General features: G+C 69.3%; 27 protein-coding genes. 21 read left to right on the top strand and 6 right to left on the bottom strand.

Translation table 11 applies throughout. From position 1 onward, the window contains the following. Positions 1-320 precede the first annotated feature (320 nt). Genes AC067N_RS14770 through AC067N_RS14760 form a run of 3 tightly spaced genes read right to left on the bottom strand, consistent with a single transcriptional unit; the run spans position 321 to position 1,589 of the window. Positions 321-713, bottom strand: a complete 393-nt coding sequence (locus tag AC067N_RS14770; protein ID WP_478679267.1) for a hypothetical protein — start codon at positions 711-713, stop codon at positions 321-323. Continuing rightward, positions 707-1,135, bottom strand: coding sequence for an ATP-binding protein (locus tag AC067N_RS14765; protein ID WP_478679266.1), 429 nt, complete (start codon positions 1,133-1,135; stop codon positions 707-709). Before AC067N_RS14765 ends, AC067N_RS14770 begins: the two co-directional genes overlap by 7 nt. A gap of 46 nt (positions 1,136-1,181) precedes the next feature. Beyond that, entirely contained in the window at positions 1,182-1,589 is a 408-nt protein-coding gene (locus AC067N_RS14760) for an NUDIX hydrolase (protein WP_478679265.1), read from the bottom strand. A 107-nt stretch (positions 1,590-1,696) separates the two neighbouring features. Between AC067N_RS14760 and AC067N_RS14755 the strand changes: the two genes are divergently transcribed. From AC067N_RS14755 to AC067N_RS14720, 8 genes are all read left to right on the top strand, one after another. Next, on the top strand, positions 1,697-2,485 hold the full coding sequence (locus tag AC067N_RS14755; protein ID WP_055536745.1) for a GntR family transcriptional regulator: 789 nt from the start codon (positions 1,697-1,699) through the stop codon (positions 2,483-2,485). A gap of 169 nt (positions 2,486-2,654) precedes the next feature. Further along, positions 2,655-3,011, top strand: a complete 357-nt coding sequence (locus tag AC067N_RS14750) for an SCO3933 family regulatory protein (RefSeq protein WP_099963516.1) — start codon at positions 2,655-2,657, stop codon at positions 3,009-3,011. Continuing rightward, complete coding sequence (locus AC067N_RS14745; protein WP_478679264.1) at positions 3,011-4,387, top strand: FtsK/SpoIIIE domain-containing protein; 1,377 nt, start codon at positions 3,011-3,013, stop codon at positions 4,385-4,387. The genes AC067N_RS14750 and AC067N_RS14745 overlap by 1 nt, the downstream gene beginning before the upstream one ends. 83 nt (positions 4,388-4,470) lie before the next feature. Beyond that, positions 4,471-5,124 (top strand): DUF2637 domain-containing protein, encoded by a 654-nt coding sequence (locus tag AC067N_RS14740; protein WP_478679263.1) that lies wholly within the window; start codon positions 4,471-4,473, stop codon positions 5,122-5,124. Between the two features lie 20 nt (positions 5,125-5,144). Beyond that, positions 5,145-5,327 (top strand): hypothetical protein, encoded by a 183-nt coding sequence (locus tag AC067N_RS14735; RefSeq protein WP_478679262.1) that lies wholly within the window; start codon positions 5,145-5,147, stop codon positions 5,325-5,327. Beyond that, positions 5,327-5,512, top strand: coding sequence for a mobile element transfer protein (locus AC067N_RS14730; RefSeq protein WP_013002340.1), 186 nt, complete (start codon positions 5,327-5,329; stop codon positions 5,510-5,512). The genes AC067N_RS14735 and AC067N_RS14730 overlap by 1 nt, the downstream gene beginning before the upstream one ends. Before the next feature lie 24 nt (positions 5,513-5,536). Then, positions 5,537-5,731, top strand: coding sequence for a hypothetical protein (locus AC067N_RS14725; protein ID WP_478679261.1), 195 nt, complete (start codon positions 5,537-5,539; stop codon positions 5,729-5,731). Between the two features lie 25 nt (positions 5,732-5,756). Continuing rightward, complete coding sequence (locus tag AC067N_RS14720; protein WP_107464697.1) at positions 5,757-6,002, top strand: SpdD protein; 246 nt, start codon at positions 5,757-5,759, stop codon at positions 6,000-6,002. A gap of 56 nt (positions 6,003-6,058) precedes the next feature. On the opposite strand, the gene AC067N_RS14715 is transcribed toward AC067N_RS14720, so the two are convergent. Beyond that, the gene (locus AC067N_RS14715) at positions 6,059-6,283 is read right to left on the bottom strand and encodes a hypothetical protein (protein ID WP_478679260.1); all 225 of its coding nucleotides are present in this window, start codon (positions 6,281-6,283) and stop codon (positions 6,059-6,061) included. Here AC067N_RS14715 and AC067N_RS14710 point away from each other — a divergent pair. From AC067N_RS14710 to AC067N_RS14695, 4 genes are all read left to right on the top strand, one after another. Further along, positions 6,209-7,444 carry a replication initiator gene (locus AC067N_RS14710; RefSeq protein WP_478679514.1) on the top strand — a complete coding sequence of 412 codons (1,236 nt, stop codon included), beginning with the start codon at positions 6,209-6,211 and terminating at the stop codon, positions 7,442-7,444. The genes AC067N_RS14715 and AC067N_RS14710 overlap by 75 nt on opposite strands. After that, the gene (locus AC067N_RS14705) at positions 7,437-7,670 is read left to right on the top strand and encodes an excisionase family DNA-binding protein (protein WP_478679259.1); all 234 of its coding nucleotides are present in this window, start codon (positions 7,437-7,439) and stop codon (positions 7,668-7,670) included. Before AC067N_RS14710 ends, AC067N_RS14705 begins: the two co-directional genes overlap by 8 nt. A gap of 10 nt (positions 7,671-7,680) precedes the next feature. Next, on the top strand, positions 7,681-8,919 hold the full coding sequence (locus tag AC067N_RS14700; protein ID WP_478679258.1) for a tyrosine-type recombinase/integrase: 1,239 nt from the start codon (positions 7,681-7,683) through the stop codon (positions 8,917-8,919). A 462-nt stretch (positions 8,920-9,381) separates the two neighbouring features. Next, a complete protein-coding gene (locus AC067N_RS14695) occupies positions 9,382-9,927 on the top strand; it encodes a hypothetical protein (protein ID WP_478679257.1) in 546 nt (181 codons plus the stop codon). Between the two features lie 29 nt (positions 9,928-9,956). On the opposite strand, the gene AC067N_RS14690 is transcribed toward AC067N_RS14695, so the two are convergent. Both AC067N_RS14690 and AC067N_RS14685 read right to left on the bottom strand, forming a co-directional pair. Beyond that, positions 9,957-10,766, bottom strand: coding sequence for a hypothetical protein (locus AC067N_RS14690; protein WP_478679256.1), 810 nt, complete (start codon positions 10,764-10,766; stop codon positions 9,957-9,959). Positions 10,767-10,768: 2 nt separating this feature from the next. Beyond that, positions 10,769-11,614, bottom strand: a complete 846-nt coding sequence (locus AC067N_RS14685; protein WP_478679255.1) for a sigma factor-like helix-turn-helix DNA-binding protein — start codon at positions 11,612-11,614, stop codon at positions 10,769-10,771. A gap of 609 nt (positions 11,615-12,223) precedes the next feature. Between AC067N_RS14685 and AC067N_RS14680 the strand changes: the two genes are divergently transcribed. The 9 genes from AC067N_RS14680 (at position 12,224) to AC067N_RS14640 (ending at position 17,982) form a co-directional block, all read left to right on the top strand. Beyond that, a complete protein-coding gene (locus AC067N_RS14680; protein WP_478679513.1) occupies positions 12,224-12,514 on the top strand; it encodes a hypothetical protein in 291 nt (96 codons plus the stop codon). Then, the gene (locus AC067N_RS14675) at positions 12,511-12,963 is read left to right on the top strand and encodes a Pycsar system effector family protein (protein ID WP_478679254.1); all 453 of its coding nucleotides are present in this window, start codon (positions 12,511-12,513) and stop codon (positions 12,961-12,963) included. Before AC067N_RS14680 ends, AC067N_RS14675 begins: the two co-directional genes overlap by 4 nt. Then, positions 12,960-13,163: a hypothetical protein gene (locus tag AC067N_RS14670; RefSeq protein ID WP_478679253.1), complete on the top strand. Its 204-nt coding sequence runs from the start codon at positions 12,960-12,962 to the stop codon at positions 13,161-13,163. The genes AC067N_RS14675 and AC067N_RS14670 overlap by 4 nt, the downstream gene beginning before the upstream one ends. After that, positions 13,160-14,062 (top strand): DUF2637 domain-containing protein, encoded by a 903-nt coding sequence (locus AC067N_RS14665; RefSeq protein ID WP_478679252.1) that lies wholly within the window; start codon positions 13,160-13,162, stop codon positions 14,060-14,062. Before AC067N_RS14670 ends, AC067N_RS14665 begins: the two co-directional genes overlap by 4 nt. After that, positions 14,062-14,448 (top strand): RRQRL motif-containing zinc-binding protein, encoded by a 387-nt coding sequence (locus AC067N_RS14660; RefSeq protein WP_478679251.1) that lies wholly within the window; start codon positions 14,062-14,064, stop codon positions 14,446-14,448. Before AC067N_RS14665 ends, AC067N_RS14660 begins: the two co-directional genes overlap by 1 nt. A 2-nt stretch (positions 14,449-14,450) precedes the next feature. Beyond that, a complete protein-coding gene (locus AC067N_RS14655; protein WP_478679250.1) occupies positions 14,451-14,768 on the top strand; it encodes a hypothetical protein in 318 nt (105 codons plus the stop codon). Between the two features lie 104 nt (positions 14,769-14,872). Further along, positions 14,873-17,002, top strand: a complete 2,130-nt coding sequence (locus tag AC067N_RS14650) for an FtsK/SpoIIIE domain-containing protein (RefSeq protein WP_478679249.1) — start codon at positions 14,873-14,875, stop codon at positions 17,000-17,002. A gap of 206 nt (positions 17,003-17,208) precedes the next feature. After that, positions 17,209-17,676 (top strand): hypothetical protein, encoded by a 468-nt coding sequence (locus AC067N_RS14645; RefSeq protein WP_478679248.1) that lies wholly within the window; start codon positions 17,209-17,211, stop codon positions 17,674-17,676. Positions 17,677-17,691: 15 nt separating this feature from the next. Then, a complete protein-coding gene (locus AC067N_RS14640) occupies positions 17,692-17,982 on the top strand; it encodes a hypothetical protein (RefSeq protein ID WP_478679247.1) in 291 nt (96 codons plus the stop codon). Positions 17,983-18,065: the final 83 nt, after the last annotated feature.

Raw genomic sequence — 18,065 nt, 5'->3', positions numbered from 1 at the left:
TGGCGCTGCTTTGGCGCGAGTGATCATGGCCCCGTAAGCTTGCGGCGCGTCGGGCAGTCTGTGGACCTGCCCGGTGAAGCACGACGTTGGGGCCATGATCTTCGAGGCTCGCGCCAAAGTGGCTCCGTAAAGCCGTGGAGCCGACCGCCCCAGCCACGATGTACCTCTTCTCTGGCATTAAGCGGCTGATTGCTGTGTGCGCGGCACGGGCGCCGGCCGGGCTGGAGCGGGGCGGAGACAGGAGCGCAGGCCCGGCCGGGGGCCGGGCCGCGCACGGTGAGCGGAGCGAGCCGCCTTGAACCCGTAGAGAAAGTTGTAACTCAGTCGGTCTGCTGTTCCGGTCGGGGCTTGAAGTCGTATGCGCAAGACGGCAGTTGCCTGCCTTCGCGGTGCGCGAGCGGTAGGAAGATCACCGGTCGGATGGTCCAGGTGATGCGGGTCTTTTTGTGGGTGACGGACACCGTGCAAGGCTCGTGGCGCAACAGGGCTCGGCGGGTCTCTATGCGGCCGTCGTACAGCCAGTCCCATGCCTGGGTGGATGCGTCTGGGTCGAATGCCGGTGAGATGGTGCGGAGCGCGACGGCTACCCATCTGTCGGCCTGGGGCGCCGAGTAGGCATCGAACGACCCCCTCAGCTCCATCCCGCCCTCGCCATTGAGGTCCTCGGTCCAACACTCGCACCAGTAGCCGCGGTGGGCCTCGTCCTTCAGCACAGGCGGTCTCCCGGTCGGGTGCCGGTGAAGAGCTCCGCGGTGACCGTGTAGCCGACCCTGCTGCCGTGGATGGCGACTCGGTGGGCGAGTGCGGTGACCATGCCCAGGCCCCGGCCGTGTTCGGCCTCGTCGTCCTGGTGCTCGACCTTCGGGGCCGTGGCGGTCCTTCCGCCGTCCGTCACTGACAGGGCGATCACGTGCCGGGATACGGCGAGGGCCAGGTGGAAGCTGCCCGTCTCCAGGCCGCTGGCCGTGTGGAGGATCGCGTTCGCGCTGAGCTCGCTCACGATCAGCTCGGCGTCCTCAGCCAGGGGTGATCCGCGCAGGATGTCGCGGGTCCAGCGGCGGGCCCGGCTCACCTCTTCCGGAAATCCTGGGCAAGTGAGTCCCCAGACCCGGGCGGTGCTCGTATACTCGTGCATACAAGTTCCTTCGTGCTGGTAGGCCGCCATGTGCAGCGGGTTCGGGCTAGACGAGTTTCACGCCGTCGTGGGCGCGGATGGCCGGCGGGGATGCGGCGTCCAATGCGTCCAGGACGCGGATCGCGTATGCCTCGTCGGCAAGCTCGGTGACTTCTTCGCGGGTGGCCCAGCGCAGTGCGCGGGTCTCGTCGCCGGTGGTCGGCGTGCCGTCGGCAGCCTCGCAACGGAAGACCAGCGAGACGATCAGGCCCGTCATGTTCTTGTAGACACCGGTCAGGGTCGCGGGAAGCGCGATCTTGATTCCGGTCTCTTCGAGCACTTCGCGCTGGAGGGCCTCGGGAAGGGTTTCCTCGCGTTCGAGGACTCCGCCCGGCGGTTCCCAGTGGCCGTTGTCGCGGCGCTTGATCAAGAGGGCCCGGCCCTGGTCGTCGACGATGACTCCGGCGACGCTCACGGAGTGTGGACGGTCGGTGCTCACGTTCCTCGGCCCTCTCGGCTGGCTAGGCTCTCCACCGTAGCAACAACAATCGCCCACTCGTCTAGATATCTAAAGGAGTACACGTGCCCTCTCTTCCTTCCGGCTTCCTCGGTGATCTCGATCCCACGAGTGATCGTGCGGTCTTTCGGCAGATCGCCGACCAGTTGCGCGAGGCCATCGACCGTGGGCGGTTCAAGGAGGGTGAAAAACTGCCCTCGGAAGCCGAGCTTGTTGACCACTACGGGGTATCCCGGATGACGGTCCGAAACTCCTTCTCCGTCCTTCAGGGCGAAGGGCTCGTGCACGCCGAGCACGGCAAGGGTGTCTTCGTCCGGCCCCGGCCGCCCGTGCGGCGGCTCGCCTCCGACCGGTTCGCCCGGCGCCACCGGGAGCAGGGCAAGGCGGCCTTCATCGTCGAAGCGAACGCCGCCGGCAGTCACCCCCAGGTCGACAGCCTTGAGGTGAAGGAGGAAAAGGCCAGTCAGGACGTCTCCACACGGCTTGGCTCCGTGCGGCGGGTTCTGGCTCGTCGGCGCCGGTATCTCCTCGACGGGCGGCCGGTCGAGTTCGCCACCTCGTATCTGCCGCTCGACATCGCGCGCGGTACGCCGATCGCCGAACCTAACCCCGGCCCTGGCGGCATCTACGCACGGCTGGAGGAGCTGGGCCATCGCCTCGACCACTTCGAGGAGGAGATCCGGGCCCGGATGCCCTCGCCTGCCGAGGTGAAGACGCTTCGGTTGGCCTCCGGTGTGCCGGTCATTCATCTGATCCGCACTGCCTTCGACACCGAGGGGCGGGCCGTTGAGGTCTGCGACACGGTCATGGCGGCCGATGCGTACGTGCTGTCGTACCAGCTTCCGGCGACGTGATGAGGTGGTTTGCGGTGGTGCGCGGGGGCCGCTTCTCCGACTCGTACACCCCAACAGGCATACTCGTATAGACGAGTGGGCAAGTGGTGTGGCAGAGTCGTTCGCGTGAGCCCGGAGATCGGGTTCGCCGGACGCTACATGTATAGACGAGTAGATAGGGGAAGATCCCTTGCGTACCATCCGTGTTGAGACCTCGGCCGCGACGATCCTGCTGACGGAGGCTCCCGAGCCCAAGGTCCGGGACCGGCAGACGGGCGAGATCGCCAAGGACGCCGTCAGCGGTGAGGCGCTGATGACGATCGGCGTCGTCTACATCGAGGACGGCGAGTCGTCCCTGATCAAGGTCACCGTGCCTGAGGGCGGTGTGGCCGAAGGGCTGACGCTGGGGGCGCCGGTCTCGCTGCCGGGGCTGGTCGCCCGGCCGTGGGAGTCGGTGTTCAACGGGCAGCAGCGTCACGGCATCGCCTTCCGCGCCGCCGCCGTGACCCCGGCCGCCTTCCCGGCCGCCATGGGGGCCACCGCCTGATGAGCGACCTGGTGACACTTCTGGAGGTGGGTGGTCCTGTCGCCGCACTCGGCGGCGGGGCCGCCTACGCCCGAGCCAAGCACCCCCGTGTGTACTGGCCCACAGTCGGCCTGCCGATATCCACCGCCCGACTCCTCGGGACGTACGGCTCGGTCATGGAGGCATGCGGGCTGACCGTGGCGCCGTCCCGGCTGCGGGTCCTCGCCGTCAAGGCCACGACCCGCCGGGAGGTCCGGCCGGTACCGCCGCGCCGGGGCATCATCCGGCCCAGCTCGACCGGGCTGCGGCTTCGCCTCCGGCTCGCTCCCGGCCAGGAACCGGCCGACGTCGCGGCCTCGGCCGAGCGGCTGCGGCACGCGTGGGGCGTGCACGCCGTGTACGTGACGACGGTCAAGCCGGGCGTGGTCGAACTGCGGCTCGTCGGCTTCGACGTGCTGCGCAACGTGCGGATGCCCCGCAAGACCGCCGCCGAGTTCCTCAAGGTGCCCGTGGCACTGCGGGAGGACGCGACCCCGTTCGTCCGCGACTACCGCACCATTCCCCATCAGCTCACCCTCGGCGCAACGCTGTCGGGGAAGTCCATGTACCTGCGCCACCTGATCACCGGCCTCGCCCGGCAAGCCGTCGCGCTCGTCGGCATCGACTGCAAGCGGGGTGTGGAGCTGGCGCCGTTCGCCTCCCGGCTCTCCGCCCTCGCCACCGACCCCGAGCAGGCAGCCGAGCTGCTGCCCGTGCTCGTCAAGGAAATGGAGGACCGCTACGACCTGATCAAGGCCCGGCAGGGCATCGCCCCGGACACCCCCGACGAGGAGATCACCTCCGACATCTGGGGCCTGCCCGAGAGCGAACGCCCGGTACCGGTCGTGCTGTTCGTCGACGAGGTGGCCGAACTCTTCCTCGTCGCCACGAAGAAGGACGAGGAACGGCGGGACGAGATGGTCACTCAGCTCATCCGGCTCGCCCAGCTCGGCCGCGCCGCCGGGATCTACCTGGAGGTCTGCGGGCAGCGCTTCGGCGCCGAGCTGGGCAAGGGCGCCACCATGCTCCGGGCCCAGCTCACCGGGCGGGTCTGCCACCGCGTCAACGACGAAGCCTCCGCGAAGATGGCGCTCGGCGACATCGCCCCCGAAGCGGTCTTCGCCGCCTGCGCCATCGCTCCCGAGCTGCCGGGCCTGGCCGTGGCCGGTGACACCTCCGGCGGCTGGTCCCGCATCCGCACCCCGTACCTGTCCCTCGGCGACGCTGCGGGGATCTGCCGGGAGGCGGCCCACCTGGTCCCCGACCTGCCCGCGCTCAAGCCGTTCCAGCCTTACGTGCCTGTACGGCCCGTCGAGTCCCCGGCCCCGGCGGTACAGCCGCGCCCGGTGACCGACTGAGCCTCACTCCCATTCCGGTCGGCGTGACCGTCTCGCGCCAACTCCCTACCCCTGCCATGCCTGCATCCGGAAGGAGCCGCACCATGCGCGCCCAACTGGCCCGTGTCGACGCGGTGCTCGTCCAGGCGCTCATCGCCGCCGCGCTGTCCTTCGCCCACCTGCACGACATCGCCTCGGCGGCCGGACAGGACGGGTGGAAGGCGTGGGCCTACCCGGTCTCGGTCGATCTGCTGCTCGTCGCCGCCTGGCGCCGACTGCGCTCCGGTGAGGCGAAAGCGGCCGGGTGGTGCTGGTTCGTCATCGCCCTCGCCGCCTCCCTCGGAGCGAACGTCGCCACCGCCGGCCTCCTCGACCTCGACAACGTCCCGGCCTGGCTGCGCATCCTCGTCGCGGGCTGGCCCGCCGTCGCCTTCCTCGGCGGAACCCTCCTCGCCCACACCACCCCCGCAACAACCGACGAAGACCACAAGGGCCCCGAGGACAAGGACGACACCGGGGACCAGGAGCACGCGCCCGAACTCGACCCCGAGGAACCGCCGCCGACACCACCGGCCATCGAGCCACCGCCGCCCGAGCGGCCCGCCGTACCCGTCCCGGCCGCCCTCGTCGAACACGCCCGCAAAGTCGCCGCCGAGCACCACACCCGCACCGGAGCACCGATCGACACCACGACGCTCCGCGCCCGCCTCGGCGTCCCCGCGCCCATGGCCGAAGCCATCGCCGCCCACCTCACCTGACAGACGAGGAGACCAACACCATGCGCCGCTTTATCCAGTCGGCCCTGGAGCGCTCCGCCGAGCTGACCCGCGACAACCGGCTCGTCGACGCCGTGGCCCTCGCCGAAGCCGCAATCAAGCGGGCCACCCCCAACGAACACCGAGAGATCGAGCAGTGGCTCACCGACCACGCCCACGACTTCACCGGAGAGGACGACCTCTGATGTCCCGCCGCTTCCGCAACGTCACCCGTATCGGCCCGGTCCAGGTCGCCACGTCTTACGACGGCCGGGGCCGTGAGAAGCACACCGCCGCCTGCACGGCTCCGCGCTGCGGCTTCTCCGCCGACTACGACAGCCGCGCCGCCGCCGAGCTGGCCGCCCGCACCCACCGCTGCCCCGTCCGCTGATCCTCCGAAGGGACCCCGTACACCGTGACTGTCAGCCTGCCGCTCGTCGTCGTCCTCGGCTTCTTCGCCTGGGGCGCGGTCAAGTTCCTCGGCGTCCGCACCTGGGTCGTCGTACTGATCGCCCTCCTCGGCTTCTACCTCTCGCAGACCTTCCTCGCCCCCGCCATCGAGTCCGGCACCCGCTCCGGCGTGGACGTCATAAACGGCTCACACGCCTAGACGAGTAGATAAGGAGGGTCCGACCGTGTTCCTGCCCAAGTACCCGGACAGCCCCACCCCGCCGCCCGCACACACCCACACCCCGGCCGATCCGGCGCCCGTACGGCGCTCGCTCCCGGCGGTCTCGATCAGTCCTGGGGTCGTGGCGGCCGTGGTCGTGGGCGGTGTCGTCCTTACCGCGCTCCTGGCCGCCGTCGCCGTCTCGGCCGTCTCCGTCGCCATCGCGGCCGTGGTCCTGCGCTCCCTTATCCGCGAGCAGAACCGGCGCTGAACGCGCACGGCACCCGGGGCGGCGCACACGACCAAGCATCCGCCGCCCCGGGGCCATCACTCCTGACCGAGCCAGTCAGAAGGAGAATCGCCATCTTCACCCGCACCACACCGCCCCCGCTCCCGGAACTCGCGAAGCTCGCGGAGCACGGCACCCTGCCCGGTGTCCTCCGCCAACTCTCCGGACTCGGCGGCTGCGCCCACCCGATCCGCCTCGACGGCCACCGCACCGAGCACGACGTCGACACCACGACCGGCGAGATCGGCCGCGTGCTCCACCACCTCGACTCCACCGACCTCCCGGCCGGCCAACTCCTCGTCCGCTGCAACAACCGCCGCACCACCCGCTGCGCGGCCTGCGCCGAGGTCTACCGGCGCGACACCTTCCACCTGATCACCTCCGGTCTGCGCGGCGGCAAGGGCGTCCCTGAACACGTCGCCACCCACCCCCGCGTCTTCGCCACCTTCACCGCACCGAGCTTCGGCCCGGTCCACAACCGCCCCTCCAGCGGGCGCCCCTGCCGCTGCGGCACCCGCCACGACCAGGACGCCGCCGAACTCGGCACCGCGCTCGACCCGGACACCTACGACTACGAAGCGGCCGTTCTCTGGAACGCGCACGCCGGTCCGCTCTGGCGACGCTTCTCCACCTACCTGCGCCGGGAGGTCGCCAAGCGCGCGGGCCTGTCACAACGCCGCTTCCGCGACCACGCCCGCGTCTCCTTCGCCAAGGTCGCCGAGTACCAAAAGCGCGGCGCCGTCCACTTCCACGCCGTGATCCGCATCGACGGCCCCACCGGCGGCGACACCCCACCCCCGGCCTGGGCCACCGCCGAACTCCTCACGGACGCCATCGAGACAGCAGCGGCCAAGGTCCGCGTGGACGGTCCGGCCATTGACGGACGCACCCACACCTTCGCCTTCGGCCGCCAACTCGACGTCCGCACCATCCGATCCGCCGACTTCAACGACGGCCAGGAGCTGACCGAACGCGCGGTCGCCGCGTACATCGCCAAGTACGCAACCAAGGGCGCCGAAACCGCCACGGGAGCGCTCGACCGGCCACTGAAGTTCGCCGCCGAACTCGCCCAGCTCGACATCAGCGACCACGCCCGCCGCCTCATCCGAACCGCCTGGACCCTCGGCGCCCGCAAAGACCTCGAACACCTCCGCCTGCGCGCCTGGGCCCACATGCTCGGCTTCCGCGGCCACTTCTCCACCAAATCCCGCCGCTACTCCACCACCCTCGGCGCCCTCCGCGACGCCCGCGCCCAATGGCGCCGCGCCCAACACCACGCCCCGCCAACAGAACACGAGACAGCCACGACGTACGTCCTCGCGCACTGGGTCTTCGCCGGAACCGGCCTGTCCGACACCGAAGCCTGGCTTGCCGCATCCCTCGAACCTGCCCTCGCAACGGAAGGAGAGCCCACCCATGGCTGAGTCCCACGTCACCACCCTCAGGCCTGATCCCTTCGACCCGTCCTTGGCTCTCCTCACCGTGGAAGAAGCGGCCCGGCGACTCCGCATCGGCCGCACGACGTGCTTCCGGCTCGTCCTCGCTGGAGAGATCGAGTCCGTCATGGTCGGACGGCTCCGCCGCGTTCCCGCCGACGCCGTACCCGCCTACGTGGCCAAGCTGCGTCACCGACCCGCCGAAGCGGCCTGAGGGGGATGGCATGGCAGAGAAGAAGCGCACCCGCCAGCCCAACGGGGCCTCGACCATCTACCTCGGCAAGGACGGCAAGTGGCATGGCCGTGTGACGGTCGGTGTCCGCGACGACGGCAAGCCGGACCGCCGTCACATCGAGCGCAAGACCAAGGCCGAAGTGACCAAGGCTGTTCGCGAGATGGAGCGAGCGCGGGACGACAAGAAGCTCAGGAAGCCGGGGCAGAGCTGGACGCTCCAAGCCTGGCTAGAGCACTGGGTCGAGAACATCGCCAAGCCGTACGTCTCCGAGAACACGTACGACGGGTACGAGGTTGACGTACGCGTCCACCTGGTGCCCGGCCTGGGCGCTCACAAGCTCGCCAAGTTGGAGCCCGAGCACCTGGAGCGCTTCTACCGGAAGATGCAGGAGTCCGGGAGCTCCGCCGGCACCGCCCACCATGCCCACCGGACGATCCGGGTCGCCCTCGGTGAGGCCGTCCGACGCGGGCACGTCGCCACGAACGCGGCGGAGATCGCCAAGGCTCCCCGCCTCGAAGAGGAGGACATCGAGCCGTACACGATCGAAGAGGTTCAGAGCCTCCTCGTCGAGGCGGCCAAGCTCCGCAACAGCGCGCGTTGGGTCGTCGCCCTGGCTCTCGGCCTCCGGCAGGGTGAGGCGCTGGGGCTGCACTGGGAAGACGTCGACCTCGCCGCCGGGTACGTCCGCATCCGTAAGAACCGGCTGCGCCCGAAGTACGCGCACGGCTGCGGTGCCCACCCGTGCGGCCGGAAGGCGGGCTACTGCCCCAAGCGTGAGCAGACCCGGCGCGAGCACAAGTCCACCAAGTCCCGAGCGGGACGGCGAACCATCGGCCTGCCCGATCCGCTGATCAAGATTCTCCGCCAGCACCAGGAAGCCCAGGAGCGGGAGCGGATCGCGGCCGGTGCGGACTGGGAGGGCAAGGGATACGTCTTCGCCTCACCGGTCGGTGGGCCGCTGAGCCCGAACACCGACTTCCACGTCTGGAAGCGGCTTCTCCGGGACGCTGGCGTACGAGACGGCCGACTCCATGACGCTCGCCACACCGCCGCGACTGTTCTCCTGATCCTCGGCGTCCCTGACGTCGTGATCGACTCGATCATGGGTTGGGAGCCTGGGGGAGCGGCCCGGATGCGCGCCCGGTACATGCACGTGACGGGGACCATGCTCCGCAAGGTCGCGCAGCAAGTCGGCGACGCGCTCTGGGAGCTCCCGGAAACGAACTGAGACGGAAACTGAGACGGACAACGTCGAAGGGCCCCACCGCGAACGGTGGGGCCCTTCGACATCGTGCCCGGTGAGGCACTGGCGGAGGATACGAGATTCGAACTCGTGAGGGGTTGCCCCCAACACGCTTTCCAACTGTCCGCATGGCCGTCCGGGGACGTTCGTAGGGGTTCACGCGGCAGGTCAGAGCGGGTGGGGGTACTGCGGTGAACGGTGGTGGCCGTCGGCGCACTGGACAAAGACCAGGACAACGGGCGGCGCGGTGAGCTCTGTGGTTTTGGGCCCGCCGAAGCGCGCCCCGCGCGATGATGGGCACATGACTGGGGGTAGTTGAGGTACAACCCTAGGTCATGCCTGGTGATCCGGGTGGTTCTGCGGTCCTCCCCTGGAGGGCGAGGACCGTCTGAACCCGTTCCCCACGGCACTTAACGGGGCCCGATGAGAAGCGAAGGAAGCGCGAGTATGTATGACTGCGAGGGATGCGGACGGTCACGGCGGGGGCTGTTCTTCGGCTCCGGGATCGGTGAATCGAAGTGGTGGTGCTGGTCTTGCCAGAGCACTGACCAGAAGGAACTGATCAGCTCTCTGGACGACCGAGCCCGGGGCGTGCTCACCCGTGACGCCGATGGCGTGGACTGGCCCTACGGCCCGAACATCTATGTCCGAATGCGCGCGGACCTGCTGGACTGGGCGGACCAGCACGACCTCAAGAGCGGCAACACGGTGTGTTCGTCCGGGCTTCACTGGCTCGACAAGGGACGCTGCGCCAAGAGGGAGTGCCTTGGCAAGCCAGGGTTCTACGACCACACGACCATGTGGCTCTCCCGGACAACTGGCAGGCCTGCTCTGATTTTCAACCAGCCGTACGGCCAGGTAGAACTTGCCGAGGTTTGGAAGGCCATCAGCGACTACCCGTCTCTCACGGCTGAGGTCGGGCCGACGAGTTGGTACGGCTCGAACACCACCGGTCTCTACATTTGGAATGAAGGCAACCGCTCAGCGAAGTAGATCATCCGTGATCAACTACTAGCTCGCGCCTATCGCCACTGACAGAAGACAACCGAGGCATCGTCGCCGGACTTGTAACGAGGCCACCGTCGCCCGGTCGGGTCGGTGGCCTCGACCTTTCGGACGGTGGCGATCAGCTCGTGTGGTCCGCCGCTGCGAAGCGTGGTGAACACTTCCGACCAGGTGGCCATGCCGTACTCCGTGACCAGACGCGACACACCGTCGGAGAGAACAGCGGCGGCGCGTACGTCCTCGGTCGGGGTACTGCCGACAACAGCGTGTGCCGCCGCTTCCGCGTCGGAAGCGGCCACCCAATAGCCGGTTGGAGTGTTCCGGGTTTGTCGCTGCTCGGTGACGAGTCGGCGGAGCGCTTCCCGGTGCTCCGCTGTATCTGTCTCGTACCGCTCGACTTCCGCCCGTAGCTCGGGAAGTACGTCGTCCACCCGCAGGTCAGTGAGCACCGTGAAGTCCTGGGCCCCTTGAAGCACGATGGGTGAGTCCGCCAAGACCAGGTGGTCAAGGAAACCCTGACGCTCCCGGAGGATCGCCACCGTAGCCGACGGCGTTCCGGGGTTGCCGAGATCGCATTCAGGATGCAGCGCCGCCACCCGTTCGAGGGCACCCGCCAAGCCGGTTGTCAGGGGGGTGCCCGGGTCCGCCAGCCCCGCAACGAGCTGACTGCCGAGATGCGCCACGTACCAGGGCACGCCGTGGCGGCAGCCGGTGTCCAGCCCCGCCGTGCTGAGTCCGTCCAGTACAACGGCGAGAGTCGGTGTACCCGCCGCCCAATCCTCGTTGGGGCCCGCTCCACCGGGTTGGGTGTCGATCGCGACGCGCATGCTCAACCTTCGTGTCGGTACAGCGGGGTGACGCGTCGACTCTCCAACACTTCGAGCGTCTCCGGGTCGTAACGGCACGAAATGAGGGTGGAGAAGCGCCGCGTGCGGATCTCTCGGTAAATCTCTGCCAGGTTGTTTTCGAGGAAGTGAACGACTCCGCTCGCTCCGATGGCATGGACGCCGGCGATGTAGAGGAACGTCCCCTTGCCGTCTAGGCGGGGGAGCCGCCCCAGGTAGCCGACGTCGCCGGCCGACCCGTCTTCGTCGAAGGGGGACCGGTACACCTTTCCGGCCACCTGGTCCACCAAGTGCCATGCGGTGTCCTTCGCAAACCGAAGACTGTCGTCACCTTCGAGCACTTGCGCCACGATCGGGGAGCGGCGGGGGCCGCAGATGACCACGTGGTTGTCCCGGTTGAGGTTGACGATGCCGGTCGGTGGGATCACCTCGTACTGCGCGTCGAGCTTCATGCCCACCACCAGCTTGCGCAGATGCTCGAAGTTGTTGAGGTCCTCGCGGGTGATCACTTCACTGGGGTTCTGATCGGGCCCCTTGCCCGCCTCATACATGCCGGCGACTGACACGGTGACCATGTCCGTGCCGAAGAACGCCCGCTCCGGCGGAGGACCCGCAGACGCAAGCTGGCCCACTCTCCCCCGGCTGACTCCAAGTCGCGTCGCGATTTCGGCCTGAGTCATACCCGCTGCTTGTGCCTCTTCGATCGCCTCGCGCCGGATGCGGGACAACTCGTTGACCCGGCTCTGATACCGCGCCATCAGGTCGATTGCTGCTTTGGCGCGGTCGACCGGGTCCGAGATCCCCGAGACCCGCTCCATGTCGTCGTGCACGTTTCTCCACCTTCGCCTAGGGGGGCTATCAACTCTATCGGCAGAGGGGGTTGCGCGCAGCTTCCCGTTTGCCTACCGTACCTATCAAGCGAGACGGCAACCCCCCCTAAGCAAGCTGGAGGGAAGCTCGTTCTAGTGGCTTGACCTGCACAAAAGCGTCCGGAGGAAAGCCCCGAAGGGGTGAGTACAAAGCGAACGTATGTGGCTTGAGAACTCAACAGCGTGTTGTGAGATTGGCGGGGCTTGGCCCCGTCCCCGTGGCGGCCGGGTGATGACCGTCGTCGACCGCTACCGGTGTCGGAGCCTGATCGCGCCCCCGGTTGCCGGTCGGTCTGCTGGCGCCGAGCAGTGCGAACAGGGCGCCCCGACAGTTCGAGGGTCGGGACCGGGTGGCCGTGGCGACGGCGCCTGGTGAAGTCCTCGAATCCACTTCGACAGCCCCGGCAACCAGCCGCGAGGGCGCGGAATCAGATTCCGCCCGGGGCACTGGCCCGCCGCTATCAGCGGTGCTGGCCCTGATCACCGGTGCGGCGCACTCCCGGACAAGGACAACGCGCCACCTCCGGTCTCCCTATCCCGACGTAGTCAGAGGAGAGATCCACCATGCGTATGCGCATTTTCGTCGCCGGACAGGAGGCGTTCGGCGATTCGGAGTTCGCGGAACTGGCGCTCGGTATCGACGTCGACCTGTTCCGGGGCCCGCTGGAGTTCGAGACGGACGACGAGCGCGCGGCCCGCGAGGACGCGGCCCGTGACGTCCTCGCCGACCTAGTCGCGATGGGCGAGACCGGTGACGAGATCGCCGGTTGGGACGCGTTGTACGCCGACGCGCTGACCCGTACGGTGCCGTTCCTGCGCTCCGTTCGTGGCCACCGGTCGGGAACGGGGGAAGCGGCATGAGCGCCGTCGACCAGAACCTGACGGCCGCGCACGCTGAGGTGAAGGCGGAGATCGCGCGGACCGACACGAAGACCGGTCTGCTGCTGGCGTTCATCGGCGCGGTGCTGGCCGGTGCGTGGACGGTCGCCAAGGACACCCCGCTCAACCTGCCCGCGTACATCGTGGGCGGGGTCGGGATGGTGCTGCTGGCCGTGGCGGCTGGTCTGCTGCTGCGGTCGGTGCGGCCGAACCTGCGGGGCCGACACGGTTTCCCGCTGTGGGCGACGCTCACCGCTGAGGAGATCACCGCCACGCTCGCCGAGGTCGACCGCAGCGCGGACATCGCGGGCCTGTCCCGGCTGGCGGTCGCCAAGTTCACGGGTCTGCGACGCGCCATCGACCTCACCTGCGCCGGCGGGGCCCTGCTCGTGCTCGCCGTGGTGATCGCTGTGGTGGGGGGTGCGGCATGAGTGCCAACCCGACTCCCCAGGGCCTCGCCCTGCTGCTGATCGTGCTGGGTGGGCTGGTCATGCTGGCCGCCACCGTCGGCGCGGCCGTGACGCACGAGCACGTGTGGAAGGCCGTGGTCGCGGGCGGCGGCGCCGTTCAGGTCGCCGGGTGGCTGCTGCACGGCCGCCGTCTGCGGCGCCTGCGGGGCGGTGCGCGATGAACCTCAACCGCAAGGGCAAGGCGGCGCTGGTTCTGGCGCTGGTCGCGGTGGTCGGCATGGCGTTCCGGGTGTCCTGGAACGCGCTGCGGGACGTGGCGAGCGCGATCGGCGCGGACGCCACGGCCGCGACGCTGTACCCGTTCGTGGTCGACGGTCTGATGGCGCTCGCGTTGGTCGCGGCGCTGGTGCTGGTCGACGACGACCGTAAGTTCGCGTTGCGGGTGCTGGGCACCTATACCCTCGCCTCGTTGGTCCTCAACTACGTGCACGGGCTCGTGCCGGAACTGCACGGCGCGTCGGTCGACTGGGGTCGACTGGCCGACTGGGACGCGGCGAACTACGCGCTCGTACTGCTGGCGACGTCGCTTCCTGTCGGGTCGATCTACTTCGGTTCCGATCTGGTCGCCAAGGTGCTGCACCACCGCGCCGCCCCGATTCCCGCCCCGGCCGCGAATGCGGAGGAATCCACCGAAGCCGTGAGGAAATGGTCTACGGCTGACCTGCCGGAATCGACTTCAGAGCCGAGCACGGCGACGGTGGTGCGGGTGCCCGATCCGGTGGCGGTCGACTTCACGAAATCGACCCTCCCCCTCAAGCCCGTACCGGTCATCGCCCCGGCGGTCGACCGGGCGCCGGTCACCTCGATCGAGAAGCGGACGGTGGCCGCCGAGTCGACCCCGACCCGCCGGGCAACCGGTCGCGTTCCCGACTCGGCTCGATCGGCACGGCCGCGCCGAACGGGGGCTCAACTCCTGGCCGCAGCACGGACGGCGACGGCCGATTGGCCGGACGCCAAGGTGACCGCCGAGGGCATCCGCCGTGAGATCCGCACGTCCCCGGCGAACGCCCGCACACTGCGAGACACGATCCTCGCTGAGCGCGCGGCCAAGGCCGCCTGATGGTGGCCCGTGCCGCGTTCTTCGACCCGACCGGCGACCGCTACGGCATCCCGACCTACCCGTGGAACTACGCGCCGGACGGCTACGCCACCCGGCGCGGGTTGCGGGCGCTGGGGCTTCGTCCGGGTGGTCAGCCGGTGGCCGCGCAGGTCATGCGCGGACGCCACCGCCGCCCCCCGCTGGTCGCCTACCTCTACCGCATCGACCTCGCCAAGCCGGTACGGCCGATGACCTCGCGCAAGTGGGGCGCCCTCGCCCTGGCGATGCACGCCCGCCGCACCTGCCCGAAGTGCCGGATCACCTACAGCTACTGCCTTCCCACCTCGCTCGGCACCTGCGTGCCGTGCGCCCATCCCGACCCGAACGGGTCCGAAGGGAGCCACTGACCATGGGCAACTCCGACATCCGCCGCCTTGACCGCGAGATCCAGCGGACCACGAAGAAGCTGGAAGCGGTCCGCCGGGGCGAGTGGTGGCCGCTGACCAGCCGTGAACGCCTCGCGATGACCCGCGCCCTGGCTGGCGGGGCCCGCAGCGTCCACAAGGGCCGTAGCACGACCGGCGCGGAGAACCGCATGGACTCCATCGGCACCGCCGCCGAGACGCGGCTGAACGCCGAGCTGATGGCCCTGCACGGCGAGCGTCAGCGCCTGATCACCGAGGCCGCCCGCGCCAAGGCCGCCAAGAAGGCTTCCCGCTGGTTCTGACCAGCCACATGCCGGGGTGACCGCCTCTTTCCACGGACACGGCCACCCCGGCATCTCTCCCTCAACTCCCGCCCCTCGAAGGGGCAGTCAGGAGCAGTTCCAGCATGTCTGAGAACGTCGTTCACCTCCACAAGACCACCAACCCCCCGGCGACCGTCGACGAGACGGCGCCGACGGTGCTGACCGTCGTCCCCGAGCCCGCCCCGGCTCGGCCGGTGCCGCTGTGGGTGCGCTCCGGCCGCGCGGTGAAGCGGGTGGCCACCGATGAGCGCACCAAGAACACCGGGCGCGTGGTCGTCCGCCACGGCGCCTACGTCGCCGGCGGGGCGCGGATCGTGGCCCGCCGCACGTGGGACGGCCGTACCGGGTCCCGCTACGAGCGCATGATCCGCACCGCCGAAGCCGCGGGGAACCTGGAAGCGGCCGAGGAGTGGGAGGAGCGGTTGCAGCGCTTCCGCGCCGCCCGCCACCACCGCCGCATGGACCTGCTCCACTCCCCGGTGGAGGCCGCCAAGGGTGCGGCCGTCGGCGTGGGCATGAGCATCGGGACCCTCGTCGGTCTCGGTGTGGTGCTGGCCATCAGCAACGGCGACGTGAAGGACGTCATCACCCCGCTGTCGGCCACCATCGACTTCATCGCCCTGCTCATCCGCATCGTTCAGGTCGTGTGGGGCCCGCTCATCTCCATCGGCCCCTTCCTCGCCCTGCTCGCGCTGTGGACGGTCGGCCGCCACCAGCAGGCCGCACCCGCGTGGGCACTTCCCACGAACGTTCGCTCCAGCGAGGGCGAGCCGATCACCCCGTCCATCGTGGTCAAGGCCCTGCGCGACCTCGGCATCACTCCGTTGAAGAACGCCATCAAGGAGATGGGTGACGCCGGCGCCTCCATGCTGTCGCCGATCACCATCGCCGGATGCGGCGTGGAAGTCGACGTCACCCTGCCCTCCGGGGTGGCCACGGACGAGGTGCAGAAGCGGCGCCGCAAGCTCGCCGAGAACCTCACCCGGCACGAGCACGAAGTCTTCATCACCATCCCCGCCGCCGCCCGCACGGTGCGGCTGTGGATCGCGGACTCGGGGGCGCTGGACGAGCCGATCGGCCCGTCTCCGCTGGTCACCGACGAGACGATGACCGCGAACTACAAGACCGGCCGCGCCCCGTGGGGGCAGGACCTGCGCGGTGACGCCGCCGAGCTGAGCGTGTACCAGCGGCACCTGCTCGTCACCGGGCGGTCGAACCAGGGCAAGACCGCCTCCCTGCGCGCGCTCGCGCTGTGGCTGGCGCTGGACAAGTCGGTTCAGTTCTGGCTTGGCGACCTCAAGGGCGTCGGTGACTGGGCCATGTTTGAGGGGATCGCCGACGTCCTGATCCAGGGCCCGACGGACGACCATGTCGTCCAGGTCACCGAGATGGTGGAGGCGGCCGTGGACGAGATGAACCGCCGCACCGAGGAGCGGCTGACCGACCCGAACGCGGTGTTCCCGCCGCTGATCGTGCTGGTGGACGAGGCGCAGGTGGCGTTCATGTGCCCGGCCGTCGACGACCAGAAGCGGCCCTACGGCGGCTCCAAGGCCACCAGCCGCTACTTCATGGCCGTCCGTAAGATCCACAATCAGGGGCGTGCGGTCGACGTGCTGATGTGGCAGGGCACCCAGGACCCCACCGACCAGAACCTTCCCAAGCTCGTGCGCGAGGGCGCCCACACTCGCGCGTCCCTCGTGCTGGGCACCGAGTCGCAGTCGCGCATGGCGCTGGGGGACAAGGCCGTCGACGACGGCGCCGCCCCGCACCTGCTGCGTCAGGGTCTGGACAAGGGCACCCTGGTCGTCGCCTCCGACGGCATCGAGATGCCCAAGGGCCAGTCGTCCATCACGGTGCGCACGCACTTCATCGACGACGAACCCGCCGCCGAGATCGCCGAGCGTGCCAAGGCGCTGCGCGACGGCGTCACCACCCTGCACGCCGTCGACCGCGCCGAGGACCGTGACCCGCTCGCCGACATCCTCGACGTGATCGGCACCGGGGAGCGCGCCTACACCCAGGACATCCTCAAGCGGCTCTCCATCCTCGACGAGGACGCCTACGGCGGCTGGTCGTTCACCGACCTCAAGCGCGTGCTGGAGGCCGACGGGGTGGAGCCGTACAAGTCCCACGGCCGCATGGTCGTCCGCCGAGACGACGTCGCCCGCGCCCTCGCCGACCGCGACACCGACGGTTCCGCTTCCGCGTCCTGAACGCGGGGAGGAACACCATCCCGTCGTGGGGAGGCGGGGAGAACTCCCCAACCGCCTCCCCACGGCGCCTCCCCCAGCTTGATCAGCGAAAACACCGTTTCGGGGAGGCGGGGAGGCACCCCAGGTCACCCCCCAAGAACCCCTCCAGAAGCCTCCCGACAGGGGGTGCCCCTGCCTCCCCAACCCAGCACCGGAAGGGATTCCACATGTACCCCGACAACGGCCACCACCCGCCCGCCGTACGGGCCCCGGACGTCCACCACCCCACCCCCATCACCCCCACCGCGACGCCGTACGTGGCGCCCCTCGCCCCCGTCCAGCCGCACGGCGTGCCGACCGTCGCCTCCGTCGTCCTCCCGGACGGGCGGGTCGTCACCGGCTACGCCATCGAGCCCGCCAAGGCCGAACCGGCAACGGCCAAGCCGCCCGTCTCCCGCGCGGCCGTCAACGTCGCGCTCGGCGGCATCGGGTTCCTCGCCGTGTGCGGCGGACTCCTGATGCTCACCACGTTCATCACCGCACTGACGGCGTTCGTCACCCAGCTCATCACCCTCGTCGCCGTCCTCTTCGGCGGATACGTCGCCGTCCAGATCTTCAAGCCCAGCGAGGCCAAGAGCGGCCACACCTTCCACATCCGCAAGGCCGTCATCAAGCGCAACAAGTTCTACGGCTGACAGGAGCCAACACCCGTGATCCGACTGCGTATCCAGCGCACCGCGCTGCCACGCAACGCCCTGATCCTCACCGACACCCCCCGCCCCGACTGCCGGGACTGCGACGGCGTAGGCGGCATCCCGCACGACTACGGCAACCACTACGACGGCGAGTACGAGGGCACCGATTGGGAGCCCTGCCCCTGCTGGACGGAATGGCGCATCGTCCTGCTGCCGCTCCCGCACCGGCCCCGGTGGCTGCGGCGCCGTAACAACGGCCGCGACCCGTGGGGCCCCGGCGGCTACAGCGACGAACCGCCCTTCTAGCTACGCCCGTGGGCGGCGGCTCCCGGACAAGGACAACCCGCCGCCCACGGTCTCCCTATCCCGACGTAGCAGAACAGGAGACC

The organism is Streptomyces sp. NPDC042364 (genome assembly GCF_056437585.1).
The sequence above is the reverse complement of the archived record's forward strand: the minus strand, read 5'-3'. Positions and strand labels throughout refer to the sequence as shown.